15 protein-coding genes, 1 tRNA gene and 1 riboswitch are annotated in these 16904 nt (G+C 30.6%); of the genes, 8 read left to right on the forward strand and 8 right to left on the reverse strand.

Annotated elements, in window-relative coordinates; translation table 11 throughout:
* The first annotated feature begins 72 nt into the window (after positions 1–72).
* Both WHA43_RS02835 and WHA43_RS02840 read left to right on the forward strand, forming a co-directional pair.
* Positions 73–2082 (forward strand): tetratricopeptide repeat protein, encoded by a 2010-nt coding sequence (locus WHA43_RS02835; RefSeq protein ID WP_105045640.1) that lies wholly within the window; start codon positions 73–75, stop codon positions 2080–2082.
* Positions 2079–2819: a LytR/AlgR family response regulator transcription factor gene (locus tag WHA43_RS02840; RefSeq protein WP_105045641.1), complete on the forward strand. Its 741-nt coding sequence runs from the start codon at positions 2079–2081 to the stop codon at positions 2817–2819. The genes WHA43_RS02835 and WHA43_RS02840 overlap by 4 nt, the downstream gene beginning before the upstream one ends.
* Before the next feature lie 13 nt (positions 2820–2832).
* Here WHA43_RS02840 and WHA43_RS02845 read toward each other — a convergent pair whose 3' ends face one another.
* The 4 genes from WHA43_RS02845 to WHA43_RS02860 all read right to left on the reverse strand — a co-directional run bounded on the left by WHA43_RS02845 (position 2833) and on the right by WHA43_RS02860 (position 7614).
* Positions 2833–3603: a patatin-like phospholipase family protein gene (locus WHA43_RS02845; RefSeq protein ID WP_105045642.1), complete on the reverse strand. Its 771-nt coding sequence runs from the start codon at positions 3601–3603 to the stop codon at positions 2833–2835.
* Positions 3604–3613: 10 nt separating this feature from the next.
* A complete protein-coding gene (katG, locus tag WHA43_RS02850) occupies positions 3614–5797 on the reverse strand; it encodes a catalase/peroxidase HPI (RefSeq protein ID WP_105045643.1) in 2184 nt (727 codons plus the stop codon).
* Positions 5798–6127: 330 nt separating this feature from the next.
* Positions 6128–6994, reverse strand: a complete 867-nt coding sequence (locus WHA43_RS02855; protein ID WP_105045644.1) for a cation diffusion facilitator family transporter — start codon at positions 6992–6994, stop codon at positions 6128–6130.
* Complete coding sequence (locus tag WHA43_RS02860) at positions 6991–7614, reverse strand: class I SAM-dependent methyltransferase (protein ID WP_226742932.1); 624 nt, start codon at positions 7612–7614, stop codon at positions 6991–6993. The genes WHA43_RS02855 and WHA43_RS02860 overlap by 4 nt, the downstream gene beginning before the upstream one ends.
* A gap of 108 nt (positions 7615–7722) precedes the next feature.
* Positions 7723–7792: riboswitch (Fluoride riboswitch) on the forward strand.
* Between the two features lie 27 nt (positions 7793–7819).
* Here WHA43_RS02860 and WHA43_RS02865 point away from each other — a divergent pair.
* Positions 7820–9124, forward strand: coding sequence for a voltage-gated chloride channel family protein (locus WHA43_RS02865; RefSeq protein ID WP_105045645.1), 1305 nt, complete (start codon positions 7820–7822; stop codon positions 9122–9124).
* Between the two features lie 95 nt (positions 9125–9219).
* Here the strand turns inward: WHA43_RS02865 and WHA43_RS02870 are convergent.
* Positions 9220–9293: transfer RNA gene (locus WHA43_RS02870), tRNA-Ala, on the reverse strand.
* Positions 9294–9415: 122 nt separating this feature from the next.
* Complete coding sequence (locus tag WHA43_RS02875; protein ID WP_105045646.1) at positions 9416–9868, reverse strand: cold-shock protein; 453 nt, start codon at positions 9866–9868, stop codon at positions 9416–9418.
* A 236-nt stretch (positions 9869–10104) separates the two neighbouring features.
* Between WHA43_RS02875 and WHA43_RS02880 the strand changes: the two genes are divergently transcribed.
* The 5 genes from WHA43_RS02880 (at position 10105) to WHA43_RS02900 (ending at position 15777) form a co-directional block, all read left to right on the forward strand.
* Positions 10105–10788 (forward strand): TetR/AcrR family transcriptional regulator, encoded by a 684-nt coding sequence (locus tag WHA43_RS02880; protein WP_105045647.1) that lies wholly within the window; start codon positions 10105–10107, stop codon positions 10786–10788.
* A complete protein-coding gene (locus tag WHA43_RS02885) occupies positions 10781–12445 on the forward strand; it encodes a peptidase domain-containing ABC transporter (RefSeq protein WP_105045648.1) in 1665 nt (554 codons plus the stop codon). The genes WHA43_RS02880 and WHA43_RS02885 overlap by 8 nt, the downstream gene beginning before the upstream one ends.
* Before the next feature lie 5 nt (positions 12446–12450).
* Positions 12451–13806, forward strand: a complete 1356-nt coding sequence (locus WHA43_RS02890) for an HlyD family secretion protein (protein ID WP_105045649.1) — start codon at positions 12451–12453, stop codon at positions 13804–13806.
* Between the two features lie 3 nt (positions 13807–13809).
* On the forward strand, positions 13810–15210 hold the full coding sequence (locus tag WHA43_RS02895) for a TolC family protein (protein ID WP_211290301.1): 1401 nt from the start codon (positions 13810–13812) through the stop codon (positions 15208–15210).
* Positions 15211–15342: 132 nt separating this feature from the next.
* Complete coding sequence (locus WHA43_RS02900) at positions 15343–15777, forward strand: hypothetical protein (RefSeq protein ID WP_105045650.1); 435 nt, start codon at positions 15343–15345, stop codon at positions 15775–15777.
* Positions 15778–15811: 34 nt separating this feature from the next.
* Here the strand turns inward: WHA43_RS02900 and WHA43_RS02905 are convergent, their stop codons facing one another.
* Both WHA43_RS02905 and WHA43_RS02910 read right to left on the reverse strand, forming a co-directional pair.
* A complete protein-coding gene (locus WHA43_RS02905) occupies positions 15812–16276 on the reverse strand; it encodes a MaoC family dehydratase (protein WP_105047267.1) in 465 nt (154 codons plus the stop codon).
* A 4-nt stretch (positions 16277–16280) separates the two neighbouring features.
* Complete coding sequence (locus tag WHA43_RS02910; RefSeq protein WP_105045651.1) at positions 16281–16904, reverse strand: trimeric intracellular cation channel family protein; 624 nt, start codon at positions 16902–16904, stop codon at positions 16281–16283.

Raw genomic sequence — 16904 nt, forward strand, 5'->3', positions numbered from 1 at the left:
TTGTTTAATATTTGATGATTGTACAAAAAGTATTAATTGTATTTTTATAAAATCAATCGTATCATTATTTATATGAAAAAGCTTTTCCATTTTTTTTTCTTCATAAGTATCTCTATTTGGAGTCAATCTGAAAATGAGTTCATAAAAAAATATAGTTCTTATTTAAAAATTATAGATCAAAAAATTAAAAATGAAAAAATTAGTGTTGAGAGTAATATTCAATATTTTGATAGTTTACTTAATTCATTTCAAACCAAAGATTATTATTTAAAAAATGTAATAAAACTTTATAAAGCATCTCAAGAGCGAAGAATAAATCCTAAAAAAGCACAGCAAAATATTGATGAAGTTTCTCTCTATATTGCTCAAAATCCTACTTTTATTCAATTAGAATTATTTAAAAATAGTATTGAAGCTAGAATCGAATTTGAAATAAATCAAAATTGCGAAAAATCTTATAAAATTTATGATGAGACCATTAATAAACTAGCAAAATATAAACAAATTTTCAGTGGGTGGAATATTTCTTTAGAGTCAAAAACTGGTATTATAAACTCACTTCTATGTTTGCAAAAAGATCAAGAAGCATTAGAATATTTAAAACAACTTGAAAAAGAAATTGATCCAAAAACCCAATTTAAAGAATACGTTTATGTATTGAATGTTTCAGGTTATATTCATACAAAATTCTTAAACTATGTTGAAGGTGAAAAATATTTTAAAAAAGCTGTTTCATTACTAGAAAATAATAAAAACTACCTAAACAACTATTTAGCAGCCTGTAATAATTTAGCTCATATATATAAGTCTACTAATAAAACAACTGAAAGTATTCAAATTTTAGAAAAAGCTTTGATAAAAGCAAAGCAAATAAATGATATAAATTCCATTTTGCTCATTCAAAATAACTTGGGTTTTTTATACATCGAACAACAAAATTATTTAAAAGCTGAGCAATTTGGTTTATCAATTTTAAAAATTGCTAAAGAAAAAGAGTTTAAAATTCACAAAGCCAATGCTAACAGACTTTTAGGAACTGCATATTACAATTTGGGTGATTACAAAAAATCAGAAAAATATCTTGATGAAGCTATTGCATTTTTTAGGAATTTTAAAAATCCTGAATTACTAAGAAATACACTTGATATAAAAAACAAACTTTTCATAAAAACGGAAAAATTTGAAGCAGCAGCAATTATAAATGCTGAAATTATTGGAATGTTGGATAGTGTAAATCTCTCTAAAAATGTACAAAATTTACAGAGAGAATTAGTAGCATTTGAAACTGAGAAAAAAAATAACGAAATCACAATCTTAAAACAAAATGAAGAAATCATCAATTTTAAAATGCAACAGCAACAGCAACAAATTCAATTTTTAGTGTTGTGTTTAATTTTAATTTTGATTTTTGGTGGAATTATTTTTTGGTATCAAAAGAAAATAAATAAAATCAAAAATTTTTCATTAAGGTCTAAATTAACACGCTCGCAATTCAATCCTCATTATATCAATAATGCTTTTACAGCATTACAAGCAGAATTAGTAAATTATAATTTTAATGAACATTTAATTGATTTTACTTCGAATATTTCACGCTTTTCAAGATTGCTTTTAGAAAGTACTTTTAAAGATGAATGGACCTTGTTTGAAGAAAAACAAATGATAGAAAACTATCTCAAAACTCAGCAATATCGTCTTCAAAACGGATTTCAATTTCATATTACATCCACATTAAAATTGGAAGAATTTCATAAAATTAAAATTCCAAGCGCTATAACACAAGCTGCTTTAGAAAATGCTATTGAACATGGTGGTTTTAAAAGTGATTCAAATGATGGAATTATAAATATCCATTTCACAATTATAAATAATCAATTACTAATAACAATCAATAATAATATAATTGGCGAACCAATACCTTTCTCTAAAAAATTAAATAATGAGCCTTCAAGAGGTTTAGATATTACCAAACAACGCATTAATCTTCACAGTAAAATTTACAAAAGTTTGGCAAGTTTTAATTTTATACATTTAAAAAACGAAGTGAAAGTTGAATTTTATTTACCAATAATTAGCATATGAAAGTACTAATATTAGATGATGATAAAAGAATTTGTAATTTGATAAAATCATTATTAGAAAATTATTTTGGGAAAACTTTTGAAACAATTGATGTTGTTTCTAACTCAAAAGATGCTATTAATGCAATTCAACGCACTACATATCAGTTATTTTTATTTGATATTCATTTAGGAAAAGATACAAGTTTTGATGTATTTAATACCATTGAAAAAAATAAAGAAAAAATTATTTTTATTACAGGACATGAAAAATATGCCCTAAATGCTATAAAAGTTGAAGCATTAGATTATATTTTAAAACCAATTCAAACACAAGAATTTAAAACTTCGATTGAAAAAGCGATCAACAAAATAAAACAAGAATCAAAAGATAATAGTGTACATGAGTTTTCGAAAAAACAAGAAAATTCTCTAATGTTAAAAGCAATTGAAAATATCAAACTTATTAAGTTAAATGAAATTGTTTATTTAGAGGCTTCTGGAGCTTATACTGATGTTTATCTTAATGATAATATCAAAATTACAGTAACAAAACACCTAAAAGATTTTGAAAATAAACTAGAAGGAACTGGTTTTTTTAGAGTGCATAATTCATTCATTATAAATACTTTAAAAATGAAAAGTATTTCTAAAAAAGACGGCTTAACTGTTGAGATGAATTCTCAAAAAACAATTGTAATTTCTAGTCGAAGGAAAGATGAATTTATGAATTTCATCAAACAACATTTAGAAATTTAAATTAGTTAATTTTTTAAACATTATAATAAAAATTAGGAGAATTTGAATCTAAAAAATCTTTTGCATCTACATAACCTTTTTTAATCAATTCTTGAATTTGTTTGGTATCTGAACGATTGAATTGAGATAAATCTGGTTGAATTAATAAATCTGCATTTTTAGTTTCGAGCGTGTCTTTTTGTAAAATCAAAAAGTGAAAACTATTAATGATGATGTCTAAAATGTTATTTGGTTTTTGGTAGGTATGCATAGCGTTTAAATCGACAGCAATTACAAATTCAGCACCCATTTGTTGCACTGTTTTTATAGGAACATTTTCTACAATTCCACCATCAACTAACATTTTTCCATCAACTTCAATTGGTTTATAAATCCCTGGAATACAAGTACTAGCCATAACAGCTTTTGCTACTGAACCTTTGTCAAAAACTATTTTTTCGCCTGTAGAAATATCTGTTGCAATAATACCTAATGGAATAGTGGCTTCTTCAATGTTTTTATCTCCAATATATTTTATAATGAGTTCGCCTAAATTTTCATTGCTTAATAGAGCAAATTTAGACATCGTAATTCCTGTAATATCCATCCATTTTAACTCAGAAGCAATCATTTCAATTTCCTCCCAAGTTTTTTTAAAGGCAAATAATGAAGCAACAAAGGCACCAATACTGGTGCCTGTGATGTAGTTTATCTTGATATCTCGTTCGTTTAAAGCTTTCAACACACCAATATGTGCTGCACCTAAAACTGCGCCTCCACCAAGAGCTAAACCTATGTTCTTCATTAATTTATAATTAGTTCAAATCGTAACGATCAGCGTTCATTATTTTTGTCCAAACGTTTACGAAATCGTGAACAAATTTTTCTTTTTGATCATCTTGAGCATACAATTCTGCATACGCTCTTAAGATAGAATTTGAACCAAAAATCAAATCAACTCTTGTTGCAGTCCATTTAGTTGCACCTGTTTTTCTATCTACGATATTGTATAAATTGTTTGCAACAGGTTTCCAAGAGTAATTCATATCAGTTAAATTCACAAAGAAATCATTAGATAAAACACCTACTCTATCTGTGAAAACTCCGTGTTTTGTTCCACCAAAATTGGTTCCTAATACACGCATTCCCCCTAATAAAACAGTCATTTCAGCAGCTGTTAACCCTAATAATTGAGCTTTATCAACCATTAATTCTTCTGCTTTTACATCATATTCTTTTTTCAAGAAATTTCTAAAAGCATCGTGTAAAGGCTCTAAAACATCAAATGATTCAGCTTCTGTCATTTCTTGAGTTGCATCTCCACGTCCAGCATGGAAAGGAACTGTAATTTTTACACCTGCTTCGTGTGCTGCTTTTTCAACTGCTGCTGTACCTGCCAATACAATTAAATCAGCCAAACTTACTTTTTTAGACAATCCTGATTGAATTTCAGTCAATTTGTTCAACACTTTTTGCAATCTTTCTGGTTCGTTACCAACCCAATCTTTTTGAGGAGCTAAACGAATTCTTGCACCATTGGCACCACCTCTAAAATCTGAGTTTCTAAATGTTCTTGCACTATCCCAAGCAGTTGCAATCAATTCTGATGATGATAATCCTGAGTTTAGTAATTTTGATTTTAAATCAGCAATTTCAGCATCAGTTAATGTATAATCAACAGTTGGAATTGGATCTTGCCAAATCAAATCTTCAGTTGGAGCATCAGCACCTAAATAACGACTTTTTGGCCCTAAATCTCTGTGTGTAAGTTTGAACCATGCTCTTGCAAAAACTTCTTTGAAATATTCGTGGTCTTTATAAAAACGCTCAGAAATTGCTCTGTAAGCAGGATCCATTTTCATAGCCATATCAGCATCTGTCATGATCGGATTTCTTCTTACTCCAGGAATGTGAGCATCAAAAGGTTTGTCTTCTTCTTTGATATTGATTGGTTCCCATTGCCAAGCACCAGCAGGGCTTTTTTTCAATTCCCATTCGTGCTCTAACAACAAATAAAAATAAGATTGATTCCATCTGTCAGGAGTTGATGTCCAAGCTCCTTCTAAACCACTTGTTACAGTATCTTCTGCATTTCCTTTTCTTGTTGGATTTGTCCAACCAAAACCTTGTTCATGAATTTCAGCTCCTTCAGGGCTTGCTCCTAAAACAGAAGCATCTCCATTTCCATGGGCTTTTCCAACGGTATGACCTCCAGCAGTTAACGCTACAGTTTCTTCATCATTCATTGCCATTCTTTTGAAAGTCAAACGAACATCGTGAGCTGTTCTTAAAGGATCAGGATTTCCGTCAACACCTTCTGGGTTTACATAAATCAATCCCATTTGCACAGCAGCTAAAGGATTTTCTAATGATTCACGATTTTTATCATCTGCATAGCGAGTTCTTGTTGCTGCCAAAAATTCTTTTTCACTACCCCAATTGATTTCTTTTTCTGGATGCCAAATATCTTCTCTACCTCCTGCAAAACCGAATGTTTTGAATCCCATAGATTCATATGCCATATTACCAGCTAAAATGAACAAATCTGCCCAAGAAATGCTGTTTCCGTATTTCTTTTTAATTGGGAATAACAATCTTCTAGCTTTGTCTAAGTTTCCATTATCTGGCCAGCTGTTTAATGGAGCAAAACGTTGATTTCCAGTATTACTACCTCCTCTTCCATCAGCAACTCTATAGGTACCTGCTGCATGCCATGCCATACGAATCATCAATCCTCCATAGTGTCCCCAATCTGCAGGCCACCAATCTTGACTGGTTGTCATGAACTCTTTTAAATCAGCTTTCAAGGCTTCTAAATCTAACTTTTTAAAAGCTTCTTTATAACTAAATTCTTCTCCTAACGGATTTGTTTTTGTGTCATGTTGGTGTAAAATGTCTAAGTTAATAGACTTAGGCCACCAATCTGTAACTGAATTTGTTTCTTTTGTGGTGTTTGCTCCATGTCCAAAAGGGCATTTTGCTGCTCCTGATTGATTCATACTTTTATTATTTTGGTTAAACTTTTAATGAAAATTTATATTTAAAATTGAAATCCCTAGTAGATATTTCAATCTATTGAAATTAAATATTTTTCAAAATTAGTAGTTTTGATTGAAGTTTATTTTTCTTTTTATTTTTGTTTTTTTATATCGTAATAAACAAATCTTATACAAAGACGACAAATTAATAAGAAAAAGATATTGAATTTCTTAATTGTGATATTTATCGATTAAAAATCAAGTAAATATACCTATTTTAAAGAGTTTTACAAAATCATTTTAAATACAAAAGAAAGAATTATTCTGATTGAAAGTAAAAAACAATTCTTATTAATTTGGTTCTACATGAATCAACACATGACCTATTGTTGCAATCTTGTTTCTCAAATGATCTTTTAATAAATGCGCAATATCATGACCTTCTTTCACAGAAATCGTGGCAGAAACTGTAATATGCAAATCCACATGATATTTCATTCCAGCTTTGCGAATAAAACATTTTTCAGTATCCAACACTCCTTTTACTTTTAAAGATTCTGATCTAATTTCTTTCAATAAATCATCGTACAAATGTTCGTCCATGATTTCACCCAAAGCAGGTCTAAAAATCAAATAACTATTGTATAAAATAAATCCGGATGCCAATAAAGCTGCCCAATCATCCGCAGTTTCATAGCCTTCACCAAAAATCAACGCTATCGAAATTCCGATAAAAGCCATCACAGAAGTAATTGCATCGCTTCTATGATGCCAAGCATCAGCTTTTAAAGATGAGCTATTGGTTTCTTTACTCTTTTTGATGACAATTCTGAATGAAATTTCTTTCCAAAGGATGATTATCCCCAACACAATCAACGTCCATGATTTGGGAGATTTATGTTGCGTTTGGATATTTTGAATGCTTTCGTGAGCAATAATCAATGCTGAAATTACCAAAAAAGCAACTACCAAAAACGTTATTAAAGGTTCAATTTTTCCATGCCCATAAGGATGATTTTCATCAGCTGGACGTTTGGCATACTTCAATCCAAATAAAACCAATAACGAGGCAAAAATATCTGTAGTAGATTCAATAGCATCTGCAATTAACGCATAAGAATTGCCAAAAAAACCTGACAATCCTTTTACAATTGCTAAAAAGGCATTGCTAACAATACTAAAATAAGTTGTTTTTATAGCTGATTGTTCTTGGCTCATTTTTGAAGGATGATAAAACGGTTATTTTGAAATTGTCCAGAAAGTTGATATTTTGATGCAATATAAGCAACCGTTTTAGAAGAGTATAAAAATACATGTGTTGGGTCTTTGCGATAATACCAATGTAAAAAGTTAGAAACACCATCATGCAAATGAGTCATAATTAATAATCTTCCTTGGGGTTTTAAAATTTGTAAAAGGTTTTCAATTTCTATTTTAGGATGGTAAAAATGTTCAAAAACCTCACAACTAAAAATATAATCGTACTGAAAATTAAGATAACTTTTATCAGGATAAAAAAATGGATCATACAGCTTTATTTGATATCCTTTTTTTTGTAATTGTTCAGAAATCACTGGACCTGTGCCACAACCAAAATCTAAACCCATTTGATTTGGATTGTAATTTTCTAAAATAAAATGGGTAATGGGTGAAGTAAATTTTTGATAACCCTCATCATTTACATCATTATTATGAGCTTCATAACGTTTTTTCTCTTCTTGAGAATTGATATAAAACTGACTGTCTTTTACAAAAGCATCACAAACATCGCAATGAAAATAAAAATCATCTACTTTATTTTCTAATGGATTTTCGCAAAGTGTGCAATGCATCATCATTTAATAAATCTTTTCACTTCTACAAAGTTAATCAATCTATAATTGATAATATTATGGTTTGTAAAATCGATGAAGCACAATCAATCTTTTTTTATATATTCGCTCCGAAAATTGAAAGGAAATGGTGTACTTCCTTACCCAACCGCTTTTAAAAAAAGCTGATGACGCCTGATTAAATTAAAAATAACTTTTAATCGGGAATATTATGCAACAAAATCAACCTTCACTCATCCTTAGAATCAAAAACAAAATTCGTTTTTGGTTTCAAAAATATCCATCTTTTTTTTCAATCTTTCGATGGACGATACTCAGTGTTTTTTTAGGATTATTGATTGGAAGTGCTTCAGCCGGATTTTTACAATCTTTAAATTGGGCAACTGATTTTCGAGAAAGTCATCTTTGGATTATTGCATTTTTACCTATTTGTGGTTTTGGCATTGGTTTGGTGTATCATTATTATGGAAAAGAAGTGGTTGCCGGAAACAATTTATTGATTGATACCATTCATAAACCTAAAAAAACCATTCCTTTTATCATGGCTCCTTTTGTTTATTTAGGAACTATTGCTACACATTTTTTTGGAGGTTCTGCAGGACGTGAAGGAACAGCATTGCAAATGGCTGGAGCCATTGCTGATCAATTTAGCAAACCTCTTAAACTTTCAAAATCAGATAGAAAAATCTTATTGATTGCAGCTGTAGCTGGAGGATTTGGATCAGTTTTTGGAACGCCTTTAGCGGGTGCAATTTTTGCATTGGAATTTTTCTTGATTGGAAAAATTAATTATAAAGCGATTTTTCCAGCATTTTTGACATCGATTTTTGCAGATATTGTCACCAAACTTTGGGATACTCCACATACTATTTATGAAATTGATAGTGTGCCAACAATTACTTTTTCAATGGTTTTGTATGCCATCTTAGGCGGAATTTTATTCGGAATTTGTGCTGCAATTTTCAGTAAATTAAGTCATCAAACGGGTATTCTTTTTAAAACCAAAATTTCATATCCTCCATTTCGTCCTTTGATTGGCGGAATTATAGTTGCTGCAGCCATTTGGATGATTGGCACTACAAAATACATTGGTTTGGGAATTCCTACGATTGTTGATTCTTTTGAAAATCAATTGCCAATATATGATTTTGCTATCAAAATGGCATTTACAATCATAACTCTTTCTGCAGGTTTTAAAGGGGGTGAAGTAACTCCGTTGTTTTTTATTGGAGCAACTTTAGGCAGTGCACTAAGCCTATTTATTCCTTTGCCAACAGCATTGTTAGCAGGAATGGGTTTTGTGGCTGTTTTTTCGGGAGCAACAAATACGCCTATTGCTTGTACTCTAATGGGAATTGAATTATTTGGCATTGAAAGTGGTGTATATATTGCGATTGCCTGTGTCGTTTCGTATTTACTTTCTGGTCATCACAGCATTTACAACAGCCAAAAAATAGGCGAACCAAAACATGTGTTTTTTTCAAAAGAAAAAGGAAAAAGACTGCATGAATTGTAGTCAATTTCCTTAAATTTTGAGGAGAAAATCGCCCCGAAATTTCGGAGGTATCTTAAAGCTCTATCTACTTAAGCTTAAAATAGATGAAAATTTTGTGGAGAAGATCGGGCTCGAACCGACGACCTCTACGCTGCCAGCGTAGCGCTCTAGCCAACTGAGCTACATCCCCAAAATTTACCTTAGTTTTTGTAAAAATTAACGGTAAAATATGACCCAAAAATAATAATAATTTGTTTTTAAAAATTAAAAAAACAAAGAACTAAAATTTAAAAAAATATCAAAAGTCGATAATTATAGTTTAGTTACTTTAACCGCATTCATACCACGCATTCCTTTTTCTAATTCAAAAGAAACTTTATCATTTTCAACAATTTGATCAATCAAACCACTAACGTGAGTAAAATATTTTTCGTTGTTTTCTGCATCAATAATGAATCCAAATCCTTTAGAAGTATCAAAAAATGAAACTTTCCCTTTTCTTACAGGATCTTCTTGTGGTAAATCTTCTTTTTTGGTAACAGAAATCTGAATGTCATCTACATCATATTCAACTTTCATAGTTGGATCTGGTGGTGTATCTGTTAAGTTTCCCAAGTGATCAACGTAAGCAAATTGAATTCCTCCTGTTCCATTTTCTTGTTTTTCTGCTTTTCTAGCATCCATTTTTTTTTGCTTATCTAAACGTTTTTTTAAACGTTTTTTTTCTTTTTCTGTTTTACTAAAGGTTTGTTGCGATTTGGCCATTTAAAATCTAAAATAATCTAATTAATATGCTGCTAAGACAAAATACTTAACAGAAATCGAAATAAACACTAAAGTTATTTTAAGTTTTTGGATGTGAAGTATTTTAATGCTGCAAAGATACTCATAAATATTGAGATTGTAAGGTCTTTTTATTTATGTTAAAAAAAATATAAATTACCATTAAATGATTTGATATGATAGCAATGCTATTATATTTGCAATCAAATATTTTGATAATGAGAAATTTATTGTCTGTACTTAAAATTGCTGTCCCTGATAAAATATTTATCAAGGATCCTGAGACTTCTGATTTAGGTAAAAAAATCATTGAACATAGTATTTATTTAATTGATGAAGTTGGTTTTGAAAGTTTTACTTTTAAAAAATTAGGAGTCAAAATTGGCTCAAACGAAAGCTCTATTTATCGTTATTTTGAAAGTAAACACAAATTGCTTTTATATTTAACTTCTTGGTATTGGGCTTGGTTAGAATATCAATTGGTTATTGAAACTTTTAGTATTTCTGACCAAAAAGAAAAGCTTGAAAAAGCGATTTCCATTGTAACAAGAACCGTGGAAGAGGACTCAAATTTTTCTCATATAAATGAGATTCTGTTGTATAAAATTATCGTAAATGAAAGTTCTAAATCATTTTTAACCAAAAATGTTCAAGAAGAAAATAAAAATGGTTATTTTGAGGTTTATAAACGATTGGTTACGAGAATAGAAGAAATGATTTCAAATGTTGAGCCTTCTTATCCATATGCTTTAAGTTTGTCAAGTACCATAATTGAAGGTAGTTTGCATCAACATTTTTTACAAGAACACTTTCCTTCGATTACAAATTGCGGGCAAGAAGTTTCTCCAACCATATTTTTTACAAATTTAGTTTCTAAAACTTTAGGATATACCAATGAATAAAGAACAATTAAATCCTTGGCAACGCTTTTTAGGCTTGCTTAGATTGGAGAAAAGAGAAATATTTCAAATTTTTTATTATGCAATTTTTGGTGGAGTTGTTTCCTTGTCTTTACCACTTGGTATTCAGGCAATTATCAATTTAATTCAAGGTGCACAAGTTTCCACTTCATGGGTTGTTCTAGTAATTTTAGTAACTATTGGAGTAACATTTTCTGGTGCATTACAATTGATGCAATTGCGAATTATAGAAACTATTCAACAGCGAATTTTTGTAAGAGCGTCATTCGAATTGAGTTATCGTTTTCCAAAAATAAAAATGATGGAATTGCGCAATTATTATCCACCTGAATTGGCAAACCGTTTTTTTGATACGTTAACCATCCAAAAAGGATTGTCAAAAATTTTGATTGATGTGCCTACAGCTGTGTTGCAAATTCTTTTTGCACTGATTTTGTTGTCATTTTACCATCCGTTTTTTATCATCTTCGGATTATTATTACTGCTATTAATATTTGTGGTCTTCAAATTTACTGCTAGTAAAGGATTAGAAACTAGTTTGGTAGAATCAAAAAACAAGTACAAGGTAGCACATTGGATTCAAGAAGTTGCAAGAACTGTTGTGAGTTTTAAACTTTCAGGAACCACAAATTTGGCAGTAACAAAAAATGACGAATTGGTGAGTAAATATTTAGAGGCTAGAGAAAGTCACTTTAAAATTTTGATTCTCCAATTTACACAAATGATTGGTTTTAAAGTAATTGTAACTGCAAGTTTGTTATTGATTGGTGGTGCTTTGGTTTTGAGTCAAGAAATGAATATTGGACAATTTGTTGCGGCAGAAATCATCATTCTTTTAGTAATTGCCTCTGTTGAAAAATTAATTGTTGGGTTAGAATCTTTTTATGACGTACTAACTTCAATTGAAAAAATTGGTCAAGTCGTTGATAAAAAAATGGAAGATCAAGATGGTGAAAAACCAGTTTTTAAAGATGAAATGCTCATTGAACTAGATCATGTTTCTTATGAGGTAAAAAACAGAGAAAAATTCATAGTTCAAGACATTTCCTTAAAAATTGAACCAAGAAGCAGAATGTTAATTACAGGTGAAAGTGGTTCTGGAAAATCGAGTTTATTGCGTTTGATTTCTGGAATTATAGAACCAACTGCCGGTTATATTTACGTAAATAATTTTTCACTAAATAGCTTGTTTTTAAATCATTATAGGTCAAAATTAGGGATGTCTTTGTCTGAAGAAACTCCGTTTGAAGGCACAATCAGAGAAAATCTAATTTTTAGTAATGATAAGTTTAAAGACGATAAAATCTGTGAAGTTTTAGAAATTGTTGGCTTGGGTCAATTTTTAAAAGAACAATCTAAAGGTTTAGAAACCGTGATAAAACCCGAAGGAAAACAAATTTCTTTTACTGTGGCTAAAAAGTTAATTTTAGCAAGAGCTATCATTAAAGAACCTAAATTATTAATTCTTGAAGATCCTTTGGATCAATTCAATTTAGAAGAAACAGTTCGCATAATTGATTATTTGACCGATGTTTCAAGACCTTGGTCATTGATTGTAGTGAGCAGTAAAAAAAGCTGGAAAATGAAGTGTAACAAAATTATTACTCTCGAAAACGGAAAAATTAAATCTATAAAATAAAAACGATGTTAAATATATCTAACAACGAGTTGTACAAAACAGTAGATTTAACAACTTATAAATCTGGAAAATCTATTTTTTCAAAACAATATTACAAAGTACTAAATAAGTTTTTATTGGTATTTGCCATCTTCGTATTGATTATTCTGTTTTTACCCTGGACACAAAATATCACAGGCAATGGTTTGGTAACTACCTTAACGCCTGAGCAAAGACCACAAACAATTCAATCGCAAATTCCTGGTAGAATTGAAGAATGGTATGTAAGAGAAGGTGATATTGTAAAAAAAGGGGATACAATTTTACGCATTTCAGAGATTAAAAGTGAGTATTTTGATGATTTATTGATTGAAAGAACCAATCAGCAAATCAATGCAAAATCATCTTCTGTAAACGCTTACGACTCTAAAGTACAGGCTTTAGAAAGACAAATTGAAGCGTTGATTGAAGAACGAAAATTAAAATTAGAACAAACCCAAAATAAGTTATTACAAGCTAAACTTAAAGTAAAAAGTGATAGTATCGATTTTGAGGCGGCCAAAACGAATATTGCTATTGCCCAAAGACAATACAATCGTACTGAAACCTTAGAAAAAGAAGGAATTTTAGCTATCAAAGATGTTGAAGAAAAGCGTTTAAAATTGCAAGAAACTCAAGCAAAATTAATTTCACAAGAAAACAAATTATTGGCATCTAAAAACGAAGTAATCAATGCTAAAGTAGAAATTTCAACTGTAAAAGCTAGCTATGCTGATAAAATTTCGAAAGCGCAATCTGATAAGTTTACGGCAGAATCAAGTGGCTTTGAGGCTGTTGCTGAAGTAACAAAACTACAAAATACCAATAGCAATTACATTGTTAGAAATAGTTTGTTATATATAACTGCACCACAAGATGGTTTCATCAATAAAGCCATCAAAGGTGGTATTGGAATGACTTTTAAAGAAGGAGAAGATTTAGTGGGAATTATGCCTGCAAATTATGATTTGGCTGTAGAAACTTTTGTAAGACCTATTGATTTGCCTTTACTACATATTGGCGAAAAAGTTCGCGTTCAATTCGATGGTTGGCCTGCTATTGTTTTTAGTGGTTGGCCAAACGTTTCTTACGGAACATATGGTGCTGAAGTAATTGCTATTGAACGTTTTATATCTGATAATGGAAAATACCGAGTGTTGTTAGCACCTGATAAAACTGATCATTCTTGGCCTGAAGTTCGCGTTGGTTCAGGAGCAAGAACCATTGCTTTGTTAGAAGATGTGCCAATTTGGTTCGAACTTTGGAGACAGTTAAACAGCTTCCCTCCTAATTATTATCAACCAGAAGGTAAGTCAAAAGAAGCTGCTAAAGAGAAAAAATAATCCATGAAAAAATATTTTTTACTGTTGTTTTTATTCGTGCTCACTAGACTTTCTGCGCAAGAAAATCTGAATTCTGTAATGACGTTGTCAGAGTTTTTGGGCTATGTAAAAACATATCATCCTATTGTAAAACAAGCCAATTTGGTCATCAATAATAGCGAAGCTAAATTATTGAAAGCTAGAGGTGCTTTTGATCCAAAAATTGAAGTTGATTTTGATAAAAAACAATTTAAAGATACTGAGTATTATAACAAATTGAATGGTGCTTTCAAAATTCCGACTTGGTATGGAATTGAGTTGAAAGCCAATTTTGAAAATAATGATGGTACCTACTTAAATCCTGAGGCTTTAGTGCCTACTGATGGTTTGTATGCAGCCGGAATTTCAGCTTCTTTGCTCCGAAATTTCGTGATTAACGAACGAATGGCGTCTTTAAAACAAGCAAAATTATTCATTAATCAAGCCAAAGAAGATCAGCAAATTTTAGTCAATGAAATTTTGTACAATGCTTCTTTATCTTATTTTGATTGGTTAAAAACCTACAATGAAAAACGCATTTACGAAGAGTTTTTAGAGAATGCTAAAATTCGATTCAATGGTGTAAAGGCTTCATTCATACAGGGTGATAAACCTGCAATAGATACGCTTGAAGCAGGAATTACATTGAATGACAGAAAGTTAAATCTTGAAAAAGCGCGCATCAAATTCATCAAAGCTTCTTTAGAATTGTCAAACTTTTTATGGCTTACAAACAATACCCCAATTGAGTTGCAAGAAAACATCATTCCTGATGTAAATAGTCTTGAAACGGTTGATACCAGTCTTAACATTGCGTTGTTTAATGATGCTGATTTTGATATTAACAATCATCCAAAAATTAAATCTCTAGGATTTAAAATTGAAAGTTTGAATGTTGATAAAAATTTAAAAATGAACAATTTATTGCCAAAATTGGATGTTCAATACAACTTTTTAACGCAAACTCCTAGAGTTGCCAATTCATTGATTGTGGATAATTTTAAAGCCGGATTAACTTTTCAATTGCCTTTATTTTTAAGAAAAGAACGTGGAGATTTAAAGCTGGCCAGAATCAAATTGCAAGAAACCGTGTTTGAAAATGAAGTAACCAAAGTAACCATTAAAAACGAGGTAAATGCGGTACAACAAGAATTGAATTCTTTCATCACTCAAACGAATTTCATCAACGGAATCGTAAAAGATTATGGTACATTGTTGGATGCTGAAAATCGCAAATTTTTTATCGGAGAAAGTTCGTTGTTTTTAGTAAATTCTCGTGAATCAAAATTGATTGAATCTAAACTCAAAGCCATAGATATTCAGAATTTATTTTTTAAAACCAAAGCAAAATTATTCAAAGCTGCTGTAATTTCTATTGCTGAATAAAGGTTTAAACGTTTGCATTTTTCTATTTTTTTTAACCACTGAAATCTCTGGTTTTAGCATATTCAACTCTTTATTTTCAATTCTTCATTAATTTTTCATACATTTAGTCATCAATTAAAAAACTACTAAATTATGACACAAAATTCAAACAAACCTGCAACCTCTTTTTGGGTAATTGGGGTTTTAGCTCTCATTTGGAATGCTTTGGGAGTAATGGCATATCTTGGTCAAAAACTCATGACCGATGAAATGAAAGCCATGGTTCCTGCTGATCAATTAGAAATTATCGAAAACACACCAGCTTGGGCTACAGCTGCTTTTGCAGTTGCAGTTTGGTTTGGGCTTTTGGGATGTATTGTGCTGTTAATGCGAAAAAAAATAGCGACAACGCTTTTTATCATCTCAATAATTGGAGTTTTAACACAGTTAGTGTACAATTTATTTTTAACAAATGCGATAGAAGTTTTTGGCAATCAAAGTTTGATACAGCCATTAGTTACCGTAAGTGTAAGTGTATTTTTAATTTGGCACGCTAAAAAATGTGCTGATGACGGAATTTTATCGTAATCATTCATAAAAAAGCTGCAAAAAGCAGCTTTTTTTATTCAAATAAGGCTGCTAAAAATTCAGCTACACAAGCTGGCTTTTCTTGACCTTTGATTTCTATGGTGCACAAAAAAGTAATTTTAATACCATTCAATCCTAAATCTTCAATTTCTTTGACAGTTGCATGCATTCTCAATTCGCTATTAACTGGAACAGGATTTGGAAAACGTACTTTATTAAGTCCGTAATTCAAACCCATTTTCACACTTTTAATAGTAAATTGTTCTTCTAAAAGTTTCGAAATCATAGATACAGACATGAATCCATGAGCAACTGTACTTTTAAACGGACTTTCATTTTTGGCTCTTTTTTCATCTACATGAATCCATTGTTTATCCAAAGTAGCATTGGCAAAATCGTTGATCATTTCTTGAGTTACCAAATACCAATTTCCTTTTGGTAAAGGCTTTCCAATCATCGATTTGAAATCTTCAAAATCTTCAAAAATAACTGGGTTCATTGTGTTAGTGCTTGGTAAATAAATCATCTTTTATTTTGGGCAATTGCAAATGGTATTTTACTGCTACCCATCGTATAATAAAAATAATTGTTGCCGAAATGACAAAATTAATATTGTTATTCAAATGCAATACATCCAAAGTCAAATAAGATATTCCTCCTAACAAACAAGCAGACGCATAGATTTCTTTTTCAAAAATCAACGGAACTTTGTTTGTTAAAATATCTCTTAAAACTCCCCCAAAAACTGCAGAAATCATTCCCATAATCAACGCAACAATGGGATGCAATTCATAAGTCAATCCTTTTTGTAATCCCAACAACGTAAAAACTCCCAATCCAATAGAATCAAACAAAAACATGGTTTTACTTAGTGGTAAAATCTTACTTTTAAACAAAAAAGTGGTGATGACTGCTGCTAAAATCGTCCAAACATAGTTCAAATCGCCAATCCAATTGATAGGATGTGCGTTGATCAACACATCTCGCAACATGCCTCCTCCTACTGCCGTTACGAACGCAATAATCAGTACTCCAAATAAATCGAAATTTTTATCAGAAGCTACCAAAGCACCACTAATGGCAAAGGCAAAAGTTCCTAAAATATCAAGCGTATAAATCAATTCCAT

This window comes from Polaribacter gangjinensis, assembly GCF_038024125.1.
In the GTDB taxonomy this organism is placed as follows: Bacteria; Bacteroidota; Bacteroidia; order Flavobacteriales; family Flavobacteriaceae; genus Polaribacter; species Polaribacter gangjinensis.